Genomic DNA, 20,853 nt, shown 5'->3' with positions numbered 1-20,853 from the left:
CGACTTGCATGTGTTAAGCACGCCGCCAGCGTTCGTCCTGAGCCAGGATCAAACTCTCCAACAAAATCTTTGGAAAAGCGTCCCGGCAACAAAAAAGTTGCCAAAGGAATTTCCCTACCCATCCCAAAGGACAGGCCGGGGTAATGCCATAAATGGCACTGGCTTATCAAGCACCCTGTTGAGTTCTCAAAGAACAACCGCACACCGTTGCTTTAACCGCTTTCGCGGCCCGCTCCGGGGCACTTGCTCAACTTTACTCGCTCGTTTTCCGCTCCGTCAAATCCGCGTTTTCAGCGAATTTCAAACGAATTAAGATCCCGTTCGAGCAACCCGCAGAACATTACACGGTCCGAAAACCGTGATCATTTCTGGGGTTTCCTCCAGGACGGCCGCTCCGGGCCCCTCGCGGGTCCCGCTCGCTCGCCCGTCTCCCTGGCGGCTCGACAAACATTACAGGCCCCGCTCCGCAACGCCAAACCAGGGTCACCGCGAGGCGCGTCACAACGGTCGCTGCGAGAAAACCCTAAACCGCGTATAACGAGGCCATGCGCACTGACGAGCTCGCCGAGATGATCCAGGAGGTCCCGGGGACCGAGGTGTCCTACGGACCCGGACTGATCACCGTTCACGTGCCGGCGATCGGCGACACCATTCGTCTGGCCTTCCGCGACGTGCTCGACGCCGACTGGGTTCACGTGCCCACCGGCGCCCCGGCCGTACAGGTTGACCTGCGCCGCAAGCACGAGTCACTCCCGTTGATCATCACGGTAGACGACGTCGTTTTCATCCCCGCCTACGCCGATGACCTCGTCGCCCCCGAGGACGAGCTGCTCATCCCGGCGATGCCCAGTCTCATCTCCTACTCCGAGATGCACCGCGACGTACGCGCGCTCGGCAAGGCGATCGCCGACCCGGACATCGAGCTGGAGCCGGAGATTCTGGCCGCGACCCTGCTGGCACACCGCTGTTTCCTCGCCGGCGCCATTCGTGTCGGCCTGTGGCCGGTCCGTGTGGCCGCCTGGTGGGAGTACACGTCAGCGCGCTCCGCGAAGGACGTCCAGCTGGCCCGCTTCCGCGACGACCCGAAGTGGGACGAGTTGATGGCCGACGTGACGGAGGCCAGGCGCCAATCAGCGCCTGCCGAGATCTGAGCGCGCCGCCGCCGGCTTCAACCCTTCAGGTGTACGACCACAGCTCCACGTGACCCGCATCAAGTCATCAGCACGCACGTGTTGATCGGAACGCCTTGACGTGAGTTGACTCGTCAGCTCAACACGTCAAGCCACCCGACTCACCACGACGGACCGGCTGGACACGACGACTCGTGCTTTAGCGCGTACCCAGGAAGGAGCCGGCGGCGAGTCGCCTGGCTCAGGCGACCGCTGACGGCGTGTAGTGGGCAGCGTCGTCACCCTCGATGAGGTAGCTCTTGTTGCCGTCGGCACCGACCGGGATGTCGCCGGCAATCGTCACGCGGTGCAGACGACGAGGCAGGTCGCCATAGTCGTCAACGGCGTAGTGCTGTGTCGACCGGTTGTCCCAGACCACGACGTCGCCGACCTTCCAGCTGTGACGCAATGTGTTCTCCGGGCGGGTGACATAGCTCTGCAGCAGCCGCAGGACGTCGCGCGACTCGGTCTTCGACAGCCCGACGACTCCCGTGGTGAACCCGCCGATGAAGAGGTTCGGCGTGTTCGAGTCAGGGTTGATGCGGACGACCGGGTGCGCGGTGCGGTACCGCGTCGACGTGAAGACCTTCTGGTACTCGTCGAGCTCGTCGGTACGGAACTGAGGGTGTTCGGCATAGTCGTATTCGTTGCTGTGCACAGCCCACAGTTGATCGGCGAGGACCCGCAGATGCGGCGGCAGATCCTGATATGCCGCCGCGGTGTTCGAGAACAGCGTGTCTCCCCCATGCGACGGGATGACCAGGCTGCGCAGCGTCGTCGCCTTCGGCGGGCTGAGGACGAACGTCACGTCGGTGTGCCACGTGTTGGCGCGGGCACCCTCACCGCCGGCCACTTCGAGGACGTTGGTCTGCCCGTCAACCGAGGGAACAGTGGGGTGCGCCGTGGTCAGCGCGCCGAAGATCGTGGAGAAACGGACGTGCGCCTCGTCGTCGAGGTTCTGACCGCGGAAGACCAGGACCTTGTGTTCGACCAGCGCGCTGTTGATCTCAGCGGCGAGTTCACTGGAGATGGGCTGGGCCAGGTCGACATCGAGGAACTCTGCCCCGATGCGGCCTCCGATGCGGCGGATCGTCATGCCCGCAGCATACATATCCCATCGATTGAATGGGAGATGGGACAGAAAGAAGCCGGGCGGGCACGACGGCCCACCCGGCAACTGAAGTCTTACTCGTCGCCGCCCTCGAAGGCGTCGCCGATCTCGTCGAAGACCTCACCGGCGACGTAGCCGGCAGCGAGACCGCCCGCGACGCCCATGGCCATCCCGCCCATGCCGCCGCCGTGGTGACCACCGCGCCGGTAGTGACCGTGGTGGCCCTGCTGTCCGTAACCGGGCGGCGGGTAACCCGGCGCGCCGTAAGCGGGCTGACCATAACCGGGCTGACCGTAACCACCCGGAGCGCCGAAGCCCGGCATCGACTTGCGCTTGTCGAGCGCCTGGCGGACCCAGCCGTCGACGACCGCACGCCAGTCGGTGGTGTCGGCGTCCTGGTGCTGGACGGTGTAGCGCCCGTAGGTGTCGTGGCCCTGGGTGAACAGGCCGCCGCGCTTGTCGAACTCGAGGACGACCTCGACCGCGTGCGGGCTGGTCACGAAGGTCAGCTCGACCTCGTTGATACCGTGCGCGTACTGCTGCGGCGGGAAGTACTCGATCTCCTGGTAGAACGGCAGCGTCTGGTGCACGCCATAGATCTGGCCGTGCTCGATGTCGGCCGACTTGAACCGGAAACCGAGCTGCGCGAACGCGTCCAGGATCTTCTGCTGAATGGGCAGCGGGTGCACGTGGACGGCGTCGAGGTCGCCCTTGTCGACCGCGCGGGCGATCGCCACCTCGGTGCGGACACCCATCACCATGCCGCGCAGGCTCTGGCCGTAAACCGTGGTGATCGGCGTTTCCCACGGCATGTCGATGCGGAACGGAATGGAGATCTGCTGGCCGGCGGCGAGCCGCATCGGGCCGCTGACGGTCAGCCGGTGGAAGTCGGCGACGGCCGAGTAGTCACTGCCGCCGGACTCCACCTCCATCCGGGTGACCAGGCCGAGGGTGATGTGCTCGATATCGGCATCCTGCGTCCCGCCGACCACGTTGACCTGGCCGGTCAAGGGTGCGCCCGGGTAGGTGCTGGGGTTGGACAACACGGTGTCCACGCTCGGCCCGCCGACCCCGAGGGCGCCCAGCAACTTCTTGAAGACCACTTTTAACTCCCGCTTCGGAAAACCAGCTTGATCGGAACCCAGCTTGATCGGAAAAGTAGCAATGTCCGCTGAAGGAACCCTGAGAAACACCGAACAGCCACGGTACGGCTATCGTGCAACGTCATGGAGCCTGTCGCTGTGTTTCCCCTGGCCGAGGTACTCGTGCCGCATGAGAGCGTCGCCGCCGATCAGGTGGTGAGCGGCGCGCCGACCAGTGGCGCGGTCACGGTCACGACGCTGGACGGCTTGGGCGTCGGCATCGGCGTCTGGGAGATGAGCGCCGGCGCGGCGAGCGACGTCGAGGCAGAGGAGGCGTTCGTGCTGCTCGCCGGGCGCGCCGTGATCGAGCTGGAGGACGGCGCGAAATACGAGATCAAGCCGGGTGACCTGGTGCGGCTCGCCGCCGGTACGAAGACCGTGTGGCACGTCAGCGAGCCGCTGCGCAAGGTTTACGTGACGGCGGCCTGAGAGAGCTCAGGGCTTGAGGCCGACGGCGCCGTACATCGAGACCTCGGCGGCTGTCGGCCGTTCCTCGGCGGCGGGACGCCACTCGCTGATCGCCACGACACCCGGGTCGACCAGCTCGAGGCCGTCGAAGAATCGCCCGAACGTGTCCTTGTCGCGCGGCCAGGCGTCGACGTGGCCGGCCGCGAGCATCTGGTCGTAGACCGCGGCGACGTGCGGAGGCACGAAGTCCTTGGTCGAGTTGGTGGCGACCAGGTAACTCCCGGACGGCACCGCGTCGAGCAGTTCGGCGACCACGCTGCGGGCTTTCTCGTCGTCCGGGACGAAGTGCAGCACGGCGATGAGCAGGATGCCGACCGGCTGGGTGAGGTCGAGCGTCTCGCGCAGCTCGTCGGCGGCGAGGATGGCGCCCGGCTCGTTGAGGTCGCCGTGCACGAACGTGGTGACGCCGCCGACCATCAGGGCCCGGGCGTGCGACAGCACCATCGGGTCGTTGTCGGCGTACACGACCTTGCTGTCCGGTGCGATCGACTGGGCCACCTCGTGGGTGTTGTCCGGTGCGGGCAGGCCGGTGCCGATGTCGAGGAACTGCCGGATCCCGGCCTCGCCGGCCAGGTACCGGATCGCCCGGTTGTGGAACGCGCGGCCCTGCCGGGCGGCGGTGCGGACCGCCGGGTACGCCGCGGCTATCCGGTCGCCGGCGTCGCGGTCGACCTGGAAGTGGTCCTTGCCCCCGAGCCAGTAGTTCCACCGGCGTGCCGGTGAGACGGTCTGCTGGTCCACGGTGGGGCCGGTGTTACTAGAGGTCACGCGATGCCTCCGGGCCGACGAGGGTGATCGGTCAGGCACGCATCCTATCGATGAACGACGACACAAGCTGCCCGCAACGCGTCCACATCGGACATTGAAAGAGATTCGGCTTCCGGCATATCGTTCCGGTCGTGGCCACGCAAGCTCCGCCCTACCGCCCGGTCCTGCCCGGCTTCCCGCCGGACGACACGACGCGCGGCAACGGCGGCTCGACGATTGCCGTGACCCTGCGGTACGCGCCCCTGGCCTTTCTGCTCGGCATGTACACCCCGGTCCTGGAGATCGACGGCCAGTCCGTGCCGGCGAGCTGGGGCCGGGTCGTCACGGCGGTGGCGCTCGGCCAGCACCACGTGCACGTCCATGTGCCGTACCTGATGCCGAACCGGATCGGGACGGCGGAGACCACGGTGCTCGCGGTCTCCGGCCGGACGGTCGAGCTGGAGTACCGGGCGCCGCTGCTGTCATTCCTGCGGGGCAACCTGGGTGTGCCGCCGCAGCGTTACCCCGGACTCGCGGCCGCGGTGGCCCTGCTACTGGTGGCCGTGACCCTGCTGGCCTGCGGCTGCGTAGGGTTGGTCGTCAACGCGACGGCGTGATCAACGCCTCGGCGTAACGGTCGTGAACCACCTTCGGCTGCTCCAGGATCCGGCCGGCGGCCACATTCGCCGCCAGACGCAGGTACTGCGCGTGAGTCCAGGTCAGCGGCGTCGCCGAGGTGGTCGGGGTGCCGGCCGTCCGGTACGGCGGCTCCTTGTCCCACACCTGCTCGGGCAGCACCAGCGACGGTCCGGCGGCCCGGGCCATCATCGCGAGCTGCTCCCGGCCCTCCCGCGGCGAGCCGGCCGCGATCGCGTACTCCCCTCGCTCGCCGTTGAGCAGCGGCCACAGCCGGCCCCGGGTGATCCGTGACCCGGCCGGGAGCGGGAAGTCCCACTGGCTGCCGTCGGCCTTCTCGCCGTATCCGTCGAACGAGGCGCGGTACCAGTACATGCCGCCGCGTACCGGCACGCCGAGCTGTTCGTCGACGACGTCGAGGCTGTCGGTGACGACCGGGTCGCGGGCCGGCAGCACACCGAGCCGGACGAGCTCCAGGAAGCCCGGATCAACGACCCGGCGCTGGTCGACGCCGGCCGGCCCGCTGTCCCCGATGTCGTAAGCGGTGCCCGCGTCGGGCTGCCCGTCCTTGGTGAGCCGCAGGAAGTAGGGCTTGTCCGAATACGGTCCGGTGCTGGTCACCGTCCACTTCTTCACGTTCGCCCGCCACTGGTCAGCCGTGGACAGATAGCGCTCGGCCGACGCCGTGTCCGACGACGCGAGGGCGATGGCGGACGCGCAGACCAGCCCGGCGATGCCCGCCGCGATCGTGGCCGGTGAATACCCGGCCTGGTTCTCCCATCGATCCTGTGGGCTGAACGGGGCACCGTCATAATCGGTCAGGAAATCCGCCGCCTTCTTCACCCCGGGCCACTGCGAAGTCCCACCCAACTGATAGGCGAGGACGATCGGCAACGCCACCTCGTCGAGTTGCAGCCCCTCCCAGACCGGCGTTCCGTCGAGCCGCGAGTTCTGCGGGAACGAACCGTCGTCCTTCTGCTGCGTGCCGAACAGGTAATCCAGCGCCCGCACCGCCCCGGCCCGATCACCGGCAGCCCATAGACCGGTCGCGATCTGATAGAGATCCCGCGCCCAGACCAGGTGATAGGGACCGGACGGATCGTCACGCCCGAACGCCCACGGCGCGGCCGGCGCAGCGATATAAGCACCTCGATGCGTCTTGTCCTCACTCGCGGCCAGCAGCATCGCCGACGCGTTCCACAAACGCCGATCCGCACCGGCCGGCGGACGGTTCACGCTGTTCAGATAGCCCTCCCAGCCCCGCGCATAAGACCCACGAACCCGATCAAAACCCTTCTTGAGTACGGTCGAAGCGTCCGTGAGAGCAGCAGGACCGAATCCCAGGGCGAGGGTCGCGGTGCTCGCCACCTCCGCCGTCTGCACCAGGCTTCCGGGCTTCGCCGAGGTGTAGTGCCAGTCCATCCGGCCGTCGGCGAGCAGATCCGTCCAGCCGTCGCTCACCCCGGCGTAACCGCTGGAGGTGGCGAGCAGCGGCGGTGACGACACGAGTGCGCTGGTCACCGGGCCGTCGGTGGCGATCAGGGCGTCGCCCTCGGTGCGGCCGGAGTCCCCGCCACGGCTGTTGTTCAGCGCCGGGTCGTAGATCGTGTAGAGCCGGTGTCCCTCACCGGTGAACCGCACCTTGACCAGGAGAACCGCCGCCTCCGGGTCGACCGTGTAATCGGTGACGAGCCGCCATTTCCCCGCCGGGTCGGTGAACGTCTGCCGGTAACTCAGGCTGCGGTCGCCCACCATTTCGGTCACCGGCTCCGGGGCGCGCACCGCTGGGCCCGACGATGCGGCCACGACGAATTGCAGGGCGCGGGCGCTGGGCGTACCCAAGTCGGGGTAGAAGATCTCGGAGCCGCCGCCGCCTCGCGCGAGGGTGACCCACACCTTGCTGCGTGTGCCGGCCGCGGTCAGGAGGCCGGCTTTGTCGGCCGGGAGATATTGCTGGTCCTTGCCGGGCGCGCCCGGCGCGGGAGTGTCCGGGGCGTCCGCTCGCGCGACGCCGGCAGCGAGCGGGTCCAGGCCGATGATCAGCGCGAGCAGGGCGGTTGCCATTTCCTGGTACGCCATGACGAGCCGACTACCCCTTACGGCTTGGCTTGAAGCTCCTCGTGCAGGGCGCGCATCAACTCGGCACTCGTGAACGGTTTCTCCAGGAGGTGGACCTCGGCCGAGAGCGTCCCGTGCGTGGTCAGGACCGGCTGGGCATAACCGGACATGAAGAGGACCTTGGTGCCGGGCCAGGTCCGATCGATAGCGGTCGCCAGGTCTCGGCCCAGCATCCCCGGCATGATCACGTCGGTGAGCAGCACGTCGATCGCGTGCTCGGCGGCCAGGCGCAGCGCCTCCTCGCCGTTGCCGGCCGCGAGGACCGTGTAACCGCCGCGCCGCAGAATCCGGCAGGTCACCTCGCGCAGCGCGGCCTCGTCCTCGACGACCAGGACCGTCGCGCCGTGCCCGGTGAGCCCGGCCGCCGACTCCTCCGGCGGCGCCTGCTGCGCCTCCACGTCAGTGGCCGGCAGCAGGATGGTGAACGTGGTGCCGATGCCGGGCTCGGAGTAGATCTGCACGGTGCCGCCGGCCTGGGTGATGATGCCGTAGACGGTGGCCAGGCCGAGGCCGGTGCCGTGCCCGCTGGGTTTCGTGGTGAAGAACGGCTCGAACGCCTTGTCGATCACCTCCTGCGGCATGCCGGTGCCGGTGTCGGAGACCCGCAGGCGCACGTAGACGCCGGGTCGCACCGGTGCGCGGGTGGCGTATTCGGCGCCGACGTGCACCGGAGCGGTGTCGATCGTGAGGCGGCCGCCGCCCGGCATCGCGTCACGCGCGTTGACCGCCAGGTTGACCAGCACCTGTTCGAGCTGCCCCGGGTCGGCCATCACCGACGGCAACCCCGCGGTGGTACGCACGGTCAGCGCGATGTGCTCGCCGAGCGACCGTTCCAGCATCTGGTGAACCTCGGTGACCACGACGTTCAGGTTCAGCGGCCGGGGCCGGATCACCTCGCGGCGGGCGAAGGCGAGCAGCTGGTGGGTGAGGTCGCTGCCGCGTCGGGCGGCCCGGGCGATCTGCTCGGCGTCGGCGGCCGGCGGGGTGCCGGCCGCGTCCTCGACGATGAACGACGCGTAGTTGAGGATCACGGCGAGCAGATTGTTGAAGTCGTGCGCGATGCCGCCGGCCAGCTGGCCGAGGCTTTCCAGGCGCTGGGTCTGCTGGATGCGGGCCTCGAGACGCTGCTTGTCGGCCTCCTCGCGCAGGCGGCGGCGTTCCTCCTCGGCGGCGAGGCGTTCGGTGATGTCGCGGACCACCACGACGATCACCACGCCGCTGTCGGTGTGCAAGGAACTGCAGGCGATGTCGACGGGCAGCTCGGCGCCACCGCGGCGCAGCGCTCGCCGGGTGGCCCAGCGCTGATCGGCGGGCTGGCTGGGGTCGGCGTCGGCGCGGATGGTGTCCAGCAGCGTGCTGTCCCCGCCGGTACGGAGCACGGCCGAGACCGGCGGGAGCCCGTCCGGCAGCAGCAGCGGCAGCGGCATGTGCAGCAGGTCGTACCGGGGATGGTCGAACAGGCGTTCCGCCTCCGCGTTGACCAGCACCACCTCGCCGGACTCGGCCACGCCGAGCACGGCGTCCGGCGCCGCGTCCAGGACCGCCTGCACGCGGCCCTCGGCACGCTCCCGATCGCTGATGTCGCGGGTGATCGTGGTCGTGCCGATCATCCGGCCATGCTCGTCGAGCAGCGGCGAGATGAGCGCCGAGACCGCGATGATCTCGCCTTTCGCGGTGAGCCGGATGGTGCGGTACCGGTCGACGCGGCCGCCGAGGCGGACCAGCAGGCGGACCTGTTCCTCGTCACCGCGCCGCTCAGCCGGGATTATCACGTCGATCGACGTGCCGATCGTGTCCGAGGCCGGGTGCCCGTAGAGCATCTCGGCACCGGGGTTCCACGAGGTCACGACGCCGTCGAGGTCGGTGGTGACTATCGCGTCGTGCGAGGACTGGACGATCGAGGCGAGCAGGGCGCGTTCCTGCGCGGCCTGGCGCTGGGTGGTGTCGTCACGGAGCACCGAGGTCACGTACGTCTCGGATCCTCCGTCGGTGACCGCGGAGAGGGAGATCTCGACGGGGAAGACGCTGCCGTCGCGGCGCCGGCCCCGCAACGGCCGGCGGCGCATCGGGCCGTGCTCGCCGGAGAGATAGGCGCGGCACTGGTCTGGGTGGTTCTCCCGGGCTTCCTCGGGCACCAGATCGTCGACCGAGCGCCCGACCAAGTCACCGGCGGGGTACCCGAACATGTCGTGCGCCCTGCGGTTGGCCAGCGTGATCACGCCGTCCCTGCGGCTGACGACAATCGCGTCCGGGGCGGTGTCGAGCAAAAGCCCCGGGATCTCGCGTGACTCCACCGATCCCTCCCACCTCTAAAGTACTTTATTCGGATATTCCGGTTATCGGGATGGCGGATATGGGCATCGTGACGAGATGAGCACCACGGCTGAACCGCCTATCGACCCGAATCGGCCCAGCTCCGCACGCATCTACGACGCGTTCCTCGGCGGCACCCACAACTTCGCCTCCGACCGGGCGATCGTGGCCCGCACCCTGGAGCTGATGCCGGACATGCCGGCGATCACCCGATCGAACCGCGCGTTCCTGCACCGGGCCGTGCGGTACGCGACCGCGCAGGGCATCCGCCAGTTCCTCGACCTCGGGTCCGGCATCCCCACCGAGCAGAACGTGCATCAGACCGCGCCCGATGCCCGCGTGGTCTACGTCGACGTCGACCCGACGGCTGTGCTCTACGGCCGCCATCTGGTCGGCGACGATCCCCGGGCCGCGGTGATCCACGGCGACCTGCGGCAACCGTCGATCCTGCTGGACGAGCCGGAGGTGAAGGACCTGCTCGACCTGAGCCAGCCGATCGGCATCCTGATGGTCGCGGTACTGCACTTCATCCCGGACAGCCCGGCGCTCAGTGAGGCACTGCCGGTGTATCGCGAGATCGCGGCGCCGGGAAGCATGCTGGTCCTCTCGCACGCGACGATCGACGAACGGGCACCGGAGCTGGAGCGGGTCGCCGATCTGTACAACCGGACCGGGTCGTCACTGTTGCCGCGTGGGTGCGAGCAGGTGGAACGGTTCTTCGACGGCTGGGTGCTGGAGGAGCCGGGTGTGGTGCCGGCGCCGCGGTGGCGCCCGGATCCCGGAGAGGAGGCGCCGGACCCGAGCACGTTCCTCATGCTCGCCGGCGTCGCGAGGAAGGATTGAGGGCAGGCTCGGGCGTGGAGCGCGCGGGGCTTAGGGTGCTCGGGGCTTGAGGGTGCTCGGAGCTTGAGGGCACGCGGAGCTTGAGGGCACGCGGAGCGGCTCCGGGTTTAAGGCGTGCTCAGGCGCGTCGGCGGCGGGAGGAGATGGCGATCCCCCGCTCGGCCGGGCGGTCGGCGCTGTCGCACTCGTCGTCGGGTTCGATCTCGATGAGGTCGAACAGGTCGGGGCCGGCGTGGCCGGTGTCGACCGTGTTGCCGATCAGCCCCAGTAGAGCGGCGCAGTTGCGCCCGTACCCCTGAATCATGCGGTCCACCCGGGTGGGGTGGCCGCAACGTCGGCACGGGCGCATCCGCTCCGGCAGGATCTCGGCCATACCGTCCAGTATCCGATGGATCACGCTTCGCCGACGGCTTCGGCCAGTTCGTCTTTCGACATCCCGGATCGGCCGGGAATGTCCTGCTCGCGAGCCAGGTCGTACAGCTCGCTCTTGGTGTGGTGGTGATCGGGCAGCTTGCCGGTCGTCGCCTCCACGAATCGGCGGCCCATCGCCTCGCGCTCGTCCGCGCTGAAGCTCTTCTCGAGGATCGGGAGCAGCTCCTCCTCCTCTTCCTCGACGTGATGCCGCAGCTCCCCGATGATCGCGGCGAGCGTGCCGTCCCAGCCGGGCCTGTCCGGGTCGCTGCGCAGCAGGTTCTGCATCAGCTCCTCGACCTGGTGGTGCTCGACGGTGCCGTCGACGACCTCCTCGCCGGCCTCGGCCGCTTTCGCCCGGATCGCCGGGTAGACGAAGTCCTCCTCAGCCTCCGAGTGCGGCAACAGCATCCGATGCACCTCGTGCAGGATCGCGGCCTTGTCGACCCCGTCGTGGGTCGCCTCCTCCAGCAGCTCGTCGACCTGGCGATGCTGCTCTTTGATCACTTCCACGATGTCCGGCACGGAACCCCCTTTTATGATGACAAATCACTCTGAGGCGTCATACCCCCGTTGCCAGCAAACACTCATCTTTGATCACGTACGGTCGGCACCGCCGAAATCGAGGGGGAAGCACGTGCAACCGTTCCGAGTCTTCCGGGTCACCGCGATCGCCGAGGCGTTCTCGTGGACCGGACTACTGGTGGGCATGTTCCTGAAGCACGTCACCGAGACGACAGAGGCCGGTGTGTGGTTCTTCGGCCGGCTTCACGGGGCGCTGTTCGTCGCGTACCTGGTGGCCACCCTCTGGGTGGCGCGCACCGAGCGGTGGTCGATCTGGCGGACGCTGTTCGGCCTGGCGGCTTCGATCCCTCCCCTCACCACGCTGATCTTCGAACGCTGGGTGGCCAAGCGCCGCCCGGCACAGGAGCCGGCGGCCGCCACCGCCTGAGCTCCCAGGCCGGGGAGGGGCGCTGCCCGTCCCTCCCCGGCCGCTTTACAACGCCGGACCGGGTTAGCCGGCGCTTTAAAACGCCGGACCGGGTTGCTGGCGCTCTGAAACGTCGGACCAGGTTTGCTGGCGCTTTATGAGGCGGGACCGGGTTTGTCGGCGTCAGTTGGGCGGGACCTGGTTAACGGGCCCTGATCTGCGGCTTCCGCCTGTGGTTCCGGCCCGCGGTTCTACTTGACCGCTATCGGGTTGACCGGGGAGCCCACGGCACCGGTGATCGGCAGGGGCGCGGCGGTGAGCCAGAACTCGTGGATCCCGTCCTGTGCGCAGTCGGCGGCGAGCGCGTCCAGGTCCCACATTTCGCCCAGGAAGAGCCCGATGTGCGGGATCGCCACCTGGTGCAGCGGCTGAAACGCGTGGTCGAACTCGTTCGGTCGCACCTCAAAACCCCAGGTGTCGGTGGCGATCGCGGCGATCTCGGTGCGGTGCAGCCAGTCGGCGGTGGTGAACGACAGACCGGGCGCGGGTCCACCCGCGTAGTCACCCCAGCCGTTTCGCCGTGCCCGGGTGAGCTGACCGGTGCGCACCAGGACGATGTCGCCCCGGCCCACCTCGGTCTTCTGCGCCGCGATGGTGGCCGTGAGGTGTTCTTCGGTGATGGCGAACCCGTCCGGGAGCTCGCCGTCAGTCCCCCAAGTACGTCCCACGTCGAGAAGGACACCCCTGCCCGCGATCACGTCGGCGACCGTCTCGATGCCCGTCCTCAGATCGCCGAGGCTGGTCACCACCTTCTCCGCCGGCCGGCCGTTCCAGGCCATCCCGTGGTCGAAGATGTGGCCGAGCCCGTCCCACTGCGTGGAACACTGCAAGGGCATCGCGATCACGTCGTCAGCGCCGCCGAGCCCGTGCGGGAAGCCCTGCACGCCGGTAACCGCGTCGGTTCCGGTGTCCAGCATCGTGTGCACCGGATTGGTGCGCCGGCGCCAGCCTTTCTGCGGGCCGTCGGCGTCGAAGCGCTGCGACAGCGAGAACGAAACCCCGCGCCGCACCAGCTTCGCGCCCTGCGCGCGCTTGGCGGGCGTCAGGAAATTCATGGTCCCCTGTACGTCGTCAGCACCCCACCGCCCCCAGTTGGAGCACCGTTTCGCGGCTTCCGCGATAGCGCCCTCCGGGTCTTTCGGGTCGATCATTTCTGCCCCCGGAAGGTCTCGTCGACCCAGTCGGCGATGAACGTCTGCACGTGGGCGAAGTGGTCGAGCCCGATGTGTTCCGCGCCGCCCTCCTCCTTCGTGAAGATCCGCAGTTCACGCTTGGGCGAATTGACGGCCTGTTCGTAGGAGCGGTGCGCGTACTGAACCGGGATCTGCCGGTCGTTCTCACCGTGCGCGATCAGGAACGGAACGGTGATCTGCTCGACCACGCCGTCCAGGTTGACCGCCTCTGCCTTGGCGATGAACGTGTCGAGGTCGGTCTCGCCCCACACCCAGAGAACGTGATCCCAGTAGTGCGGGACCGGGTTCTCCCCCTCGCGTTCGAGGCGGCGTTTCTGCACGGCGCCCCAGTCGTGGTTGGCGCCCCACGCCACACACAGCGCCAGCCGTTTCTCGAACGCGGCCGCCCTCGGCGCGTAGTAGCCACCCAGCGACCAGCCGATCAGGCCGATCTTGGTGTCGTCGACGTCGTCCCTGGTCAGCAGGTAGTCGACGCAGGCTTTCGCCCAGTCCTCGGTCTCGACCCGGCTGGTCAGGCCGAGGAACCGCAGCGCCTCACCGCTGCCCGGGCAGTCCACCATCAGGGTGTTGATGCCCCGCGCGGCCATCTCGTGCGCGAAGCCCGAGGCGTACATGTGCTCCTTGGTCGAGTCGAGCCCGTTCCACAGGATGATCGTCGGAGCGTTCGCCGGGCCGGCCTTCGTGAAGTACGCCGGGAGCTGGTGGCCCTCGAATGGCATCGCGACCCGGGTGGTGGCCGGGTCGATCAGGTCGAACGCCTTCTGCTGGAGGTCGAGAAGCCGCTGGTAGAACTCCTTGCGGTTCGGCGATTTCGCGCTCTGCATCCGCTCGGCCTGTGCCAGGTAGTTGGTGGCCCGCTGGTATTTCTGCCCGGCGGTGCGCAGGTGTCCGGCCTTCTCGTCGGCCGCCGCCTGGGTGGCGAGATCCTCGGCGACGGCGGCCCAGGAGGCCATGAACTCCTTGGTGCCGACATCCGAGCCCTGCCCGGCGAGATCACGGATCGGGCGGCAGGCGCGGTCCACCTCGTCGATCAGGCCGCCGCTGTTCAGGGTGGCGACCACGCCGAGGTTCCAGACGTAGTTGCCGGGAAAGTACTCGAACATTCAGCTCTGCCTTTCGATTCGTGCTTTCTCCTGATCACGGCGCCGGACGGCAGGCAGTTCCCTGCTCGTCTGTCCGGAAGTGATCCGATTCGTCAGAGTGCCGATGCCCTGGACGGTCAGGGTGACCACGTCGCCGTCGCGCAGCGGCGGCGGATCCTGCTTGCCGCCGCGACCCCACAGCTCGGCGAGGCAGCCACCGTTGCCGACCGTGCCCGATCCGAGCACGTCACCGGGTCTCACCAGGCTGTCGCGGGCGGCGTAGGCGAGCATCGTCTCGAAGGTCCAGCCCATGTTGCTGAGCAGGTCACGGCCGATCTCAGTGCCGTTGACACTCGCCGCGCACCACAGATCGAGGAAACCGTCCTGATCCTTGAAGGGCTCGAGCTCGTCGGCGGTCACGATCCACGGGCCGAGAGTGCTCGCGAAATCCTTGCCCTTGGCCGGGCCCAGGTTCACCTGCATCTCGCGTTTTTGCAGGTCACGCGCGGACCAGTCGTTGAAGACGGTGTAGCCGAAGATGGTCTGGCCGGGGCCGGCGATCGCGGCGACCTCCAGCTCGAAGTCACGGTTCACCGAGGCCGCCGGGAACGGCACGTCGTCGTCCGGGCCGAGGATCGCGTGCGGATTGGTGAAGTAGAAGGTCGGGGCGTCGTACCAGGCCTCGGGCACTCCCCCGCTGCCGTCGATGCTGCGCCGCACGCCGTCCACGTGTTCCTCGAACGCGACGAAGTCGCGGATCGAGCTTGGGTGCAGCGGCGCCAGCAGGCGCACATCCTTCAGGGGTACGGCGGTGCCGAGGCTCAGTCCGCTCGCCGCGCCGGCGCCCATCTCGATCACCGCGATGGTGTCGAGATCATCGGCGAAGGGACGGGCCTGACCGTCTTCGATCACTCCAGTTCGGGTCCGGCCGTCGTGCCGGAAGCGCGCGATTCGCATGTCGTCAGACCGGCGGAGCGACGAAGATGCCGCGGTCGACGTCATTGAACGACTGCTTCGCGACGAACTCGTTCATCGGGTTCGCCGTGCCCCACTGGTCGCTGACCGCCGGGTCGGAGAAGTCGTAGAGGTGCGGGTGCCAGGTGTCCTCGTCGAGTTCCTCCAGCTCCGTCGTGTATTCGATCGTGTTGCCGTGCGGGTCGAGGAAATAGCTGAAGGTGTTGTTGCCGGCCATGTGCCGGCCCGGGCCCCACACCTTCTCCACGCCGCCGCGCAGCAGCCGGCCGGTGCCGCGCATGTACTCGTCGATGCCGCGCATCTCGAACGAGGCGTGATGCAGCGAGACGTGCGGGCCGCGGGCGATCGCCAGGCTGTGGTGCCAGCGGTTGGTGCGCAGGAAATACATCATCTCGCCCATCCGCGGGTGCATCAGGGTGTCCGAGAGGGCGAAGTTCAGGTGCTGGTCATAGAAGGCGACGGTCGCCTCCGGGTTCGGCGAGTTGATCACCACGTGCGAGAGCTTGACCGGGACGGACTCGCCCTCCTCCAGCTTGCGGTGCTGCCGGACGGCCACGTCGCAGGAGACCTCCACGGTCCGGCCGTCGAGGTCGAAGAATCGGAAGCCGTAACCCCCGCCGGGCGTGGCCAGCTTGCCCGGCTCGCTGACCAGCGTGACGCCGGATCGGCCGAGGCGTTCGGCCAGTGCGTTCACGTCGGTCTCGTTCGCGGCGCCGAACGCGATCAGGTCGAGCCGTTTCTCGGCGGCCTTGCGCAGCCGCACCGAGTACTGCTCCGGGGAGCCCGCGGCGGCCAGGAAGGCGAGGCCGTCGTCGGTGGTCTCGGCGTCCAGGCCCCACATGGTCGTGTAGAAGTCGAGCTGCCTGTCGTAGTCCGGCACGGCCAAGTCGACGTGGCGAAGGTGGGTGATGAGGCGTTCGTCGTTCATGGTTCCCTCACAAAGAATCAGGCGGGCTCGGCGACCAGGTGCGCGATGCGGGCCATCAGGCCCGGGACGTCGCCGCGCTCGTGGGCGAGCTGCCAGGCGGCCAGTTGCAGAGAGGCCTCGACGACCGTCCGGGCGCGGTCCAGGCGGCGGCCGGTGAAGTCGGACCAGAGCGTGTCGGTGACGCTGCCGGCGGCGAGCAGCAGCTCGGCGAGGACGGACGCGTCCTCCAAGGCCTGTGCGGCGCCCTGGGCCAGGGTCGGCGGGCAGCTGTGCGCGGCATCGCCGATCACCACGACCCGGCCGCGGTGCCACGGGCCGTCGAGCACATGGCTCTCGAAGGCGGTGTAGTTGACCCGGCTCGGGTCGGTCAGCTGCTCACGGATCTCGTCCCACGGCCCGTGATAGGCCAGGGACAGCTCGCGCATCGTCGCGAGAGACTCCTGCGGGCTGAGACCGGACCGGTCCCGCACGTCCTCGACGAGGTACGCATAGAGCGTGTCCGCCCCGGTCGGGCAGTACCCCGCGATGTAGCACGGACCGCCGTAGATCAGATCGGTCCGGGTCACGCTCGCCGGCCGTTTCGTGAACGTCCGCCAGATGCCCATGCCGACCGGCTGCGGCTCGCTGTCGATCCCGGCCTGCCGCCGGGTCCAGGACCGGACACCGTCGGCGCCGATCACCAGGTCGTACCGGCCGGAGGTGCCGTCGGTGAAGGTGACCAGCACGGTGTAGCCGTCCTGCTCCAGGCTCTGCGGGCAGGCGCCGAAGCGGACTTTCGCCCCGGCCGCCGCCGCTCGGTCGATCAGGATGCGGGCCAGCGCCGGACGGTACATCCCCAGGGTGGCGGGGAGGTCGGGCCCGCCGGTGCGGATGTCGGTGAGCTCGGCGACCAGAGTGCCGGCCGGGTCGGGGGCGCGCAGGCCGAGCGTGTCGAACGCGAACCCCTCGGCCTCGACCTGGCCCCAGACGCCCAGCTCGCGCAGCACCCGCAGAGCATTGCCCTGTAGCGTGATCCCGGAGCCGAGCGCGGACACGTCGGGTTTCACGTCGACCAGGTCGACGGCGACGCCGCCCTCGGCGAGCAGGATCGCCGCTGCGGCGCCGGCAGCGCCGCCACCGACGACCAGTACGTTTCGAACTGCTGGCACGGCCGTTTCCCCTTTGTTACTCGTGTGATGGGGACCACTGTCTCGCCGCCGGGCGGTATCAGGGAAGCTCGACTTGGTGATGGCTGTCATAGCCGCTGCTTATAGTTGCCGGATGGCCGTCGACCGTGTGCTCGCGAACCTCGATCTGAACCTGCTGATGACCTTGGACGCCCTGCTCAGGGAACGGAACGTGACCCGCACCGCGGAGCGTCTCGGCGTCAGCCAGCCGGCGGTCAGCGGCGCCCTGAGCCGCCTGCGACGGCATTTCGGCGACCAGCTACTGGTCCGGGTCGGCAACCGGTACGACCTCACCCCGCTCGCCACCCGGGTCTCCGTACTGACCGGTCCGGCGCTCGCCGGCGTGCGCCGGGTCTTCGACTCCACCGCCGATTTCGATCCGTCCGGACTGGACCGCGAGTTCACCGTGGTCTCCTCGGATTACGCCGCGACCATTCTCGGCCCGCTGGTCGCCCGGCTGCTCGCCCGGCGCGCCCCGAACGCGCGGTTGCGCCTGCAGCAGACCACTCCGTACGCGGTGGACCATGCCGCCGACACCCTGCGCGACGCCGACGGCCTGTTCATCCCGCACGGATTCGTCACCGGACTGCCCCACCTGGACCTTTACGAGGACCGCTGGGTCTGCATCGTCTCCGCTGACAACCCCGACGTCGGAGACGAGCTGTACCTCCGACAGCTGGAGGACCTGCCCTGGGTGGTCCTCTTCGACCGCCCGACCGCCTACGCCCCGGCCGTACGCCAGCTGCGGATGCTCGGCATCGAGGCCCGGGTGGACGTGATCGTCGACGGGTTCCTCCAGATGCCGTTCCTCGTTGCCGGGACCCGGCGGATCGCGCTCATCCAGGAGCGATTGGCCACGCTGATGGCCCCGATCGCCGGGATCCGCATCCTCCAGTGCCCGTTCGAGGTGATCACCTTGCACGAATCCTTCTGGTGGAACCCGATGCACACGAACGACCCGGTGCACGTGTGGTTCCGTGAGCTGCTGATCGAGGCGGCTGACGAGCTGTGGCCGCCGATCGACGAGTCGCTGCCGCCATCAGTTTGAGTGATGGCCGGCATCAGCCGAATCCGTCTTCCGCCGCGGATCGCCCGCCGCCCATAGTCGGAGCCACCGAGTGTGACCTGGACCACCGGAAGGCTCTCCCTTGTCTCTCACCGCACCCACACCCACACGGCAGGCAGGTCTCGCCCAATTGGCGCTCCTGCTCGCCGGCAGCTGCCTTTCCGTCCTCGGGGCCGTGCTCATCGCGCCGGTCCTGCCGCAGATGACCGACCACTTCGCCGGCGTGCCCGGCTCCGGCGCCCTGGTGCCGATCGTCCTCACCGTGCCGGCGTTGATCATCGGCCTGACCGCGCCGTTCGCCGGCTTCATCGCGGATCGCATCGACCGCAAACGGGTGCTGATCGTCGCGATGGTCGGCTACTCGATCTTCGGCACCGCTCCGCTCTACCTGGAGTCGCTCTCCACGATCATCGGCAGCCGGGTCCTGGTCGGGCTCTGCGAGGCCGCGATCATGACGTGCTGCACCACGCTGATCGCCGACTACTGGTCCGGGCCGAGACGCAGCCGATACCTGGGCCTGCAGACACTGCTCGCCTCGGTCTCCGCGACCGTGTTCCTCGGTGTCGGCGGCGCACTCGGGTCGTCCGGCTGGCGGACGCCGTTCTGGCTCTACACGATCGCGGTGCTCCTGGCCGTACCCATGGCGCTCTTGATCTGGCAGCCCGCTCGGGTCGCGTCGTCCGTCGCTCTCCCGCCGATCCCCTGGCGGCAGCTGCGGGTGCCGTGCCTGGTCACGCTCGCGGGCGGCGTGGTCTTCTACGCGCTGATCGTCGAGCTGTCGTTCGTGCTGGACGAGGTCGGCGTCACCGCGACCGCGACGATCGGCGCACTCAGCGCCCTGATGTCACTCGCCACGGCGGTGGCGGCGGGCTCGTTCGCGAAGCTGTCCGGGCAGACGCCGCGGACGCTGCTGCCGATCGCTTTCGGACTGTCGGCGGCCGGTTTCCTGGTCATCGCGGCCACCGCGTCGGTCCCGGTGATCACTTTCGGCGCGGTGCTGACCGGCGCCGGGACGGGTCTGCTGCTACCCACGCTGCTGACCTGGGCGACCAACGGGCTGTCGTTCGCCGAGCGCGGGCGCGGCACGGGCCTGTGGACCGGGACGCTGTTCATCGGCGAGTTCCTGTCACCGGTGCTGATCACCGGCGTGGGAGCCGCCGTCGGCGGACTGCGGCCGGCCCTGGGCCTGCTCGGCGTGGCCGCGGCGCTGCTGGCCCTGTCGATGCTGTGGATAGTCCCGCGCGACGCCACCCGCCTCAACGTCACCCACAACTGATGGCCACCCCGGCTGGCTCTCACCGCTGCCTCGACGGCGCGGAGACGACAGTGAGAGCCAGCCGGGTGATCGATTGGTCAGGCGAATGTTCGGGCGGAGCCGTAAGACGAGCCGGCTCGGTCGCGTTCCAGCCAGCCGGTCTCGACCAGCATCCGGCGGACCGCGGCGACGTCGTCGGCCACCACGGCGATCCGGGTGTTCACCTCGTCCTCGGTCAGGATGCCGTCGACTGCGAGGAACCGGGCGAAAAGTTCCGCGATCTGCTGGTACCGATCACTCATCGTCGGCGGAAGGCTGGTCAGGCGACCATGCGAGAAATAGGACTTCAGCTGCGGAAAGTTCGCGAGCAGCGGCGCGATCGGCTGCGCCTTGTCGAGCGCCTGAGCCGCGTCACGCAGCACCTCGACGCGGGCGCGGAAATCACCGTTGCCGGTGCCGGTCGCCAGCCCGGCGCCGACCAGTCGGCCGAGCAACTCGCCGGCCTCGGGTTTCGGCAGATCCAGATAGATCGACATCTCGTTGATGGACACGCCGTTGTTGCCGTGGCGGAGCAGCTCAGCGAGAGCCCGCAGGCGAAGCGGGTTCGACAACTGCATCAACAGATCGGCGGCGTGCGCAGCAGGGGCGGACATCCCGCCACCGTAAGCGCACGGCCGTCGCCCGGCATCCGATTATCCGGCCGCCACCGGGGTAAACAGACAGTCACCTCCGGTTGGGGCGACGCGGCATGTCGGCCGTGCCGTACCGGCGATCCCTGGAGGAATCATGTTCGCTCCCATCGCCGCGGTCGCGGCGACTCTCGCCCTGGCTGCCGCGCCGGCAGCGCCGAGCCTGGATGCGCTCGCCCAGGTGTACGACGAAACGAGTCAGGTTCTCGCCGAGGCCCACTTCGTGTCGGCGGGCGACAGCTTCCGGCTGACGAAACGGTCGAGCGACGGCGGGCGGGCGTTTGTGCAGTACAAGTACATCCGGACCGACGGCACGTTCCAGTCCGGCGAGCACCGGGGGCCGTCCACGGCTGGCGCGAGCGCCACGTTCGATCACGACTTCGGCGAGGGCCGGAAAATTCTGTTCCGGGTCTGCGTCGACGACTACTGCAGCGGAACCGGGGATGGGCAGAACTGGACCATCGGGTACGCGTAGGTCCATTTATTGACTTTGGTCAATCGCTGGGCCAGTCTGGGCGCACAGCACAGCCGCCGGAGCCACGCGGTCACG

Annotated in this window: 21 protein-coding genes and 1 rRNA gene; 8 read left to right on the top strand and 14 right to left on the bottom strand. The window is 68.5% G+C overall.

Annotated features, from left to right (window positions below):
- Positions 1-64 (bottom strand): 16S ribosomal RNA (locus B0I29_RS44795); the annotation flags it as partial.
- Positions 65-545: 481 nt separating this feature from the next.
- Between B0I29_RS44795 and B0I29_RS44790 the strand changes: the two genes are divergently transcribed.
- On the top strand, positions 546-1,151 hold the full coding sequence (locus B0I29_RS44790) for a hypothetical protein (protein ID WP_111655276.1): 606 nt from the start codon (positions 546-548) through the stop codon (positions 1,149-1,151).
- 220 nt (positions 1,152-1,371) lie between these two features.
- Here B0I29_RS44790 and B0I29_RS44785 read toward each other — a convergent pair whose 3' ends face one another.
- Positions 1,372-2,265: a TauD/TfdA dioxygenase family protein gene (locus tag B0I29_RS44785; RefSeq protein ID WP_111655275.1), complete on the bottom strand. Its 894-nt coding sequence runs from the start codon at positions 2,263-2,265 to the stop codon at positions 1,372-1,374.
- Between the two features lie 89 nt (positions 2,266-2,354).
- Positions 2,355-3,383 (bottom strand): sporulation protein, encoded by a 1,029-nt coding sequence (locus B0I29_RS44780; protein ID WP_111655274.1) that lies wholly within the window; start codon positions 3,381-3,383, stop codon positions 2,355-2,357.
- A 123-nt stretch (positions 3,384-3,506) separates the two neighbouring features.
- Here B0I29_RS44780 and B0I29_RS44775 point away from each other — a divergent pair, with 123 nt between their 5' ends.
- The gene (locus B0I29_RS44775; RefSeq protein WP_111655273.1) at positions 3,507-3,851 is read left to right on the top strand and encodes a cupin domain-containing protein; all 345 of its coding nucleotides are present in this window, start codon (positions 3,507-3,509) and stop codon (positions 3,849-3,851) included.
- 6 nt (positions 3,852-3,857) lie between these two features.
- On the opposite strand, the gene B0I29_RS44770 is transcribed toward B0I29_RS44775, so the two are convergent.
- Positions 3,858-4,658, bottom strand: coding sequence for an SAM-dependent methyltransferase (locus tag B0I29_RS44770; RefSeq protein ID WP_111655272.1), 801 nt, complete (start codon positions 4,656-4,658; stop codon positions 3,858-3,860).
- Positions 4,659-4,789: 131 nt separating this feature from the next.
- On the opposite strand from B0I29_RS44770, the gene B0I29_RS44765 reads away from it, so the two are divergent.
- Positions 4,790-5,254, top strand: a complete 465-nt coding sequence (locus tag B0I29_RS44765) for a hypothetical protein (protein ID WP_111655271.1) — start codon at positions 4,790-4,792, stop codon at positions 5,252-5,254.
- Here the strand turns inward: B0I29_RS44765 and B0I29_RS44760 are convergent.
- On the bottom strand, positions 5,238-7,352 hold the full coding sequence (locus B0I29_RS44760; protein ID WP_111655270.1) for a glycoside hydrolase family 15 protein: 2,115 nt from the start codon (positions 7,350-7,352) through the stop codon (positions 5,238-5,240). The genes B0I29_RS44765 and B0I29_RS44760 overlap by 17 nt on opposite strands.
- A gap of 17 nt (positions 7,353-7,369) precedes the next feature.
- The gene (locus tag B0I29_RS44755) at positions 7,370-9,685 is read right to left on the bottom strand and encodes a PAS domain-containing hybrid sensor histidine kinase/response regulator (RefSeq protein WP_111655269.1); all 2,316 of its coding nucleotides are present in this window, start codon (positions 9,683-9,685) and stop codon (positions 7,370-7,372) included.
- Positions 9,686-9,761: 76 nt separating this feature from the next.
- Between B0I29_RS44755 and B0I29_RS44750 the strand changes: the two genes are divergently transcribed.
- The gene (locus B0I29_RS44750) at positions 9,762-10,547 is read left to right on the top strand and encodes an SAM-dependent methyltransferase (RefSeq protein ID WP_111655268.1); all 786 of its coding nucleotides are present in this window, start codon (positions 9,762-9,764) and stop codon (positions 10,545-10,547) included.
- A gap of 118 nt (positions 10,548-10,665) precedes the next feature.
- Here B0I29_RS44750 and B0I29_RS44745 read toward each other — a convergent pair whose 3' ends face one another.
- Both B0I29_RS44745 and B0I29_RS44740 read right to left on the bottom strand, forming a co-directional pair.
- Positions 10,666-10,920, bottom strand: a complete 255-nt coding sequence (locus tag B0I29_RS44745) for a hypothetical protein (protein WP_111655267.1) — start codon at positions 10,918-10,920, stop codon at positions 10,666-10,668.
- A gap of 20 nt (positions 10,921-10,940) precedes the next feature.
- Positions 10,941-11,483: a hemerythrin domain-containing protein gene (locus B0I29_RS44740; protein WP_111655266.1), complete on the bottom strand. Its 543-nt coding sequence runs from the start codon at positions 11,481-11,483 to the stop codon at positions 10,941-10,943.
- A 112-nt stretch (positions 11,484-11,595) separates the two neighbouring features.
- Here B0I29_RS44740 and B0I29_RS44735 point away from each other — a divergent pair, with 112 nt between their 5' ends.
- A complete protein-coding gene (locus B0I29_RS44735; RefSeq protein WP_111655265.1) occupies positions 11,596-11,910 on the top strand; it encodes a DUF3817 domain-containing protein in 315 nt (104 codons plus the stop codon).
- 230 nt (positions 11,911-12,140) lie between these two features.
- Here the strand turns inward: B0I29_RS44735 and B0I29_RS44730 are convergent, their stop codons facing one another.
- Genes B0I29_RS44730 through B0I29_RS44710 form a run of 5 tightly spaced genes read right to left on the bottom strand, consistent with a single transcriptional unit; the run spans position 12,141 to position 17,275 of the window.
- The gene (locus B0I29_RS44730) at positions 12,141-13,100 is read right to left on the bottom strand and encodes a cyclase family protein (protein ID WP_111655264.1); all 960 of its coding nucleotides are present in this window, start codon (positions 13,098-13,100) and stop codon (positions 12,141-12,143) included.
- The gene (locus B0I29_RS44725; protein ID WP_111655263.1) at positions 13,097-14,245 is read right to left on the bottom strand and encodes an alpha/beta hydrolase family protein; all 1,149 of its coding nucleotides are present in this window, start codon (positions 14,243-14,245) and stop codon (positions 13,097-13,099) included. The genes B0I29_RS44730 and B0I29_RS44725 overlap by 4 nt, the downstream gene beginning before the upstream one ends.
- On the bottom strand, positions 14,246-15,181 hold the full coding sequence (locus tag B0I29_RS44720) for a fumarylacetoacetate hydrolase family protein (protein ID WP_111655279.1): 936 nt from the start codon (positions 15,179-15,181) through the stop codon (positions 14,246-14,248).
- Positions 15,182-15,185: 4 nt separating this feature from the next.
- Complete coding sequence (locus B0I29_RS44715) at positions 15,186-16,127, bottom strand: VOC family protein (RefSeq protein ID WP_111655262.1); 942 nt, start codon at positions 16,125-16,127, stop codon at positions 15,186-15,188.
- 17 nt (positions 16,128-16,144) lie between these two features.
- Positions 16,145-17,275: an FAD-dependent monooxygenase gene (locus B0I29_RS44710; RefSeq protein ID WP_111655261.1), complete on the bottom strand. Its 1,131-nt coding sequence runs from the start codon at positions 17,273-17,275 to the stop codon at positions 16,145-16,147.
- Between the two features lie 112 nt (positions 17,276-17,387).
- Here B0I29_RS44710 and B0I29_RS44705 point away from each other — a divergent pair, with 112 nt between their 5' ends.
- Complete coding sequence (locus B0I29_RS44705) at positions 17,388-18,341, top strand: LysR family transcriptional regulator (RefSeq protein WP_111655260.1); 954 nt, start codon at positions 17,388-17,390, stop codon at positions 18,339-18,341.
- Between the two features lie 100 nt (positions 18,342-18,441).
- Positions 18,442-19,635: an MFS transporter gene (locus tag B0I29_RS44700; RefSeq protein ID WP_111655259.1), complete on the top strand. Its 1,194-nt coding sequence runs from the start codon at positions 18,442-18,444 to the stop codon at positions 19,633-19,635.
- Between the two features lie 77 nt (positions 19,636-19,712).
- Here the strand turns inward: B0I29_RS44700 and B0I29_RS44695 are convergent, their stop codons facing one another.
- Positions 19,713-20,267: a DUF2087 domain-containing protein gene (locus B0I29_RS44695; RefSeq protein WP_111655258.1), complete on the bottom strand. Its 555-nt coding sequence runs from the start codon at positions 20,265-20,267 to the stop codon at positions 19,713-19,715.
- Positions 20,268-20,400: 133 nt separating this feature from the next.
- On the opposite strand from B0I29_RS44695, the gene B0I29_RS44690 reads away from it, so the two are divergent.
- Positions 20,401-20,778 carry a hypothetical protein gene (locus tag B0I29_RS44690; protein ID WP_111655257.1) on the top strand — a complete coding sequence of 126 codons (378 nt, stop codon included), beginning with the start codon at positions 20,401-20,403 and terminating at the stop codon, positions 20,776-20,778.
- Positions 20,779-20,853: the final 75 nt, after the last annotated feature.

The organism is Actinoplanes lutulentus (assembly GCF_003259845.1).
In the GTDB taxonomy this organism is placed as follows: Bacteria; Actinomycetota; Actinomycetes; order Mycobacteriales; family Micromonosporaceae; genus Actinoplanes; species Actinoplanes lutulentus.
This window is presented reverse-complemented; position numbering and strand designations above follow the sequence as displayed.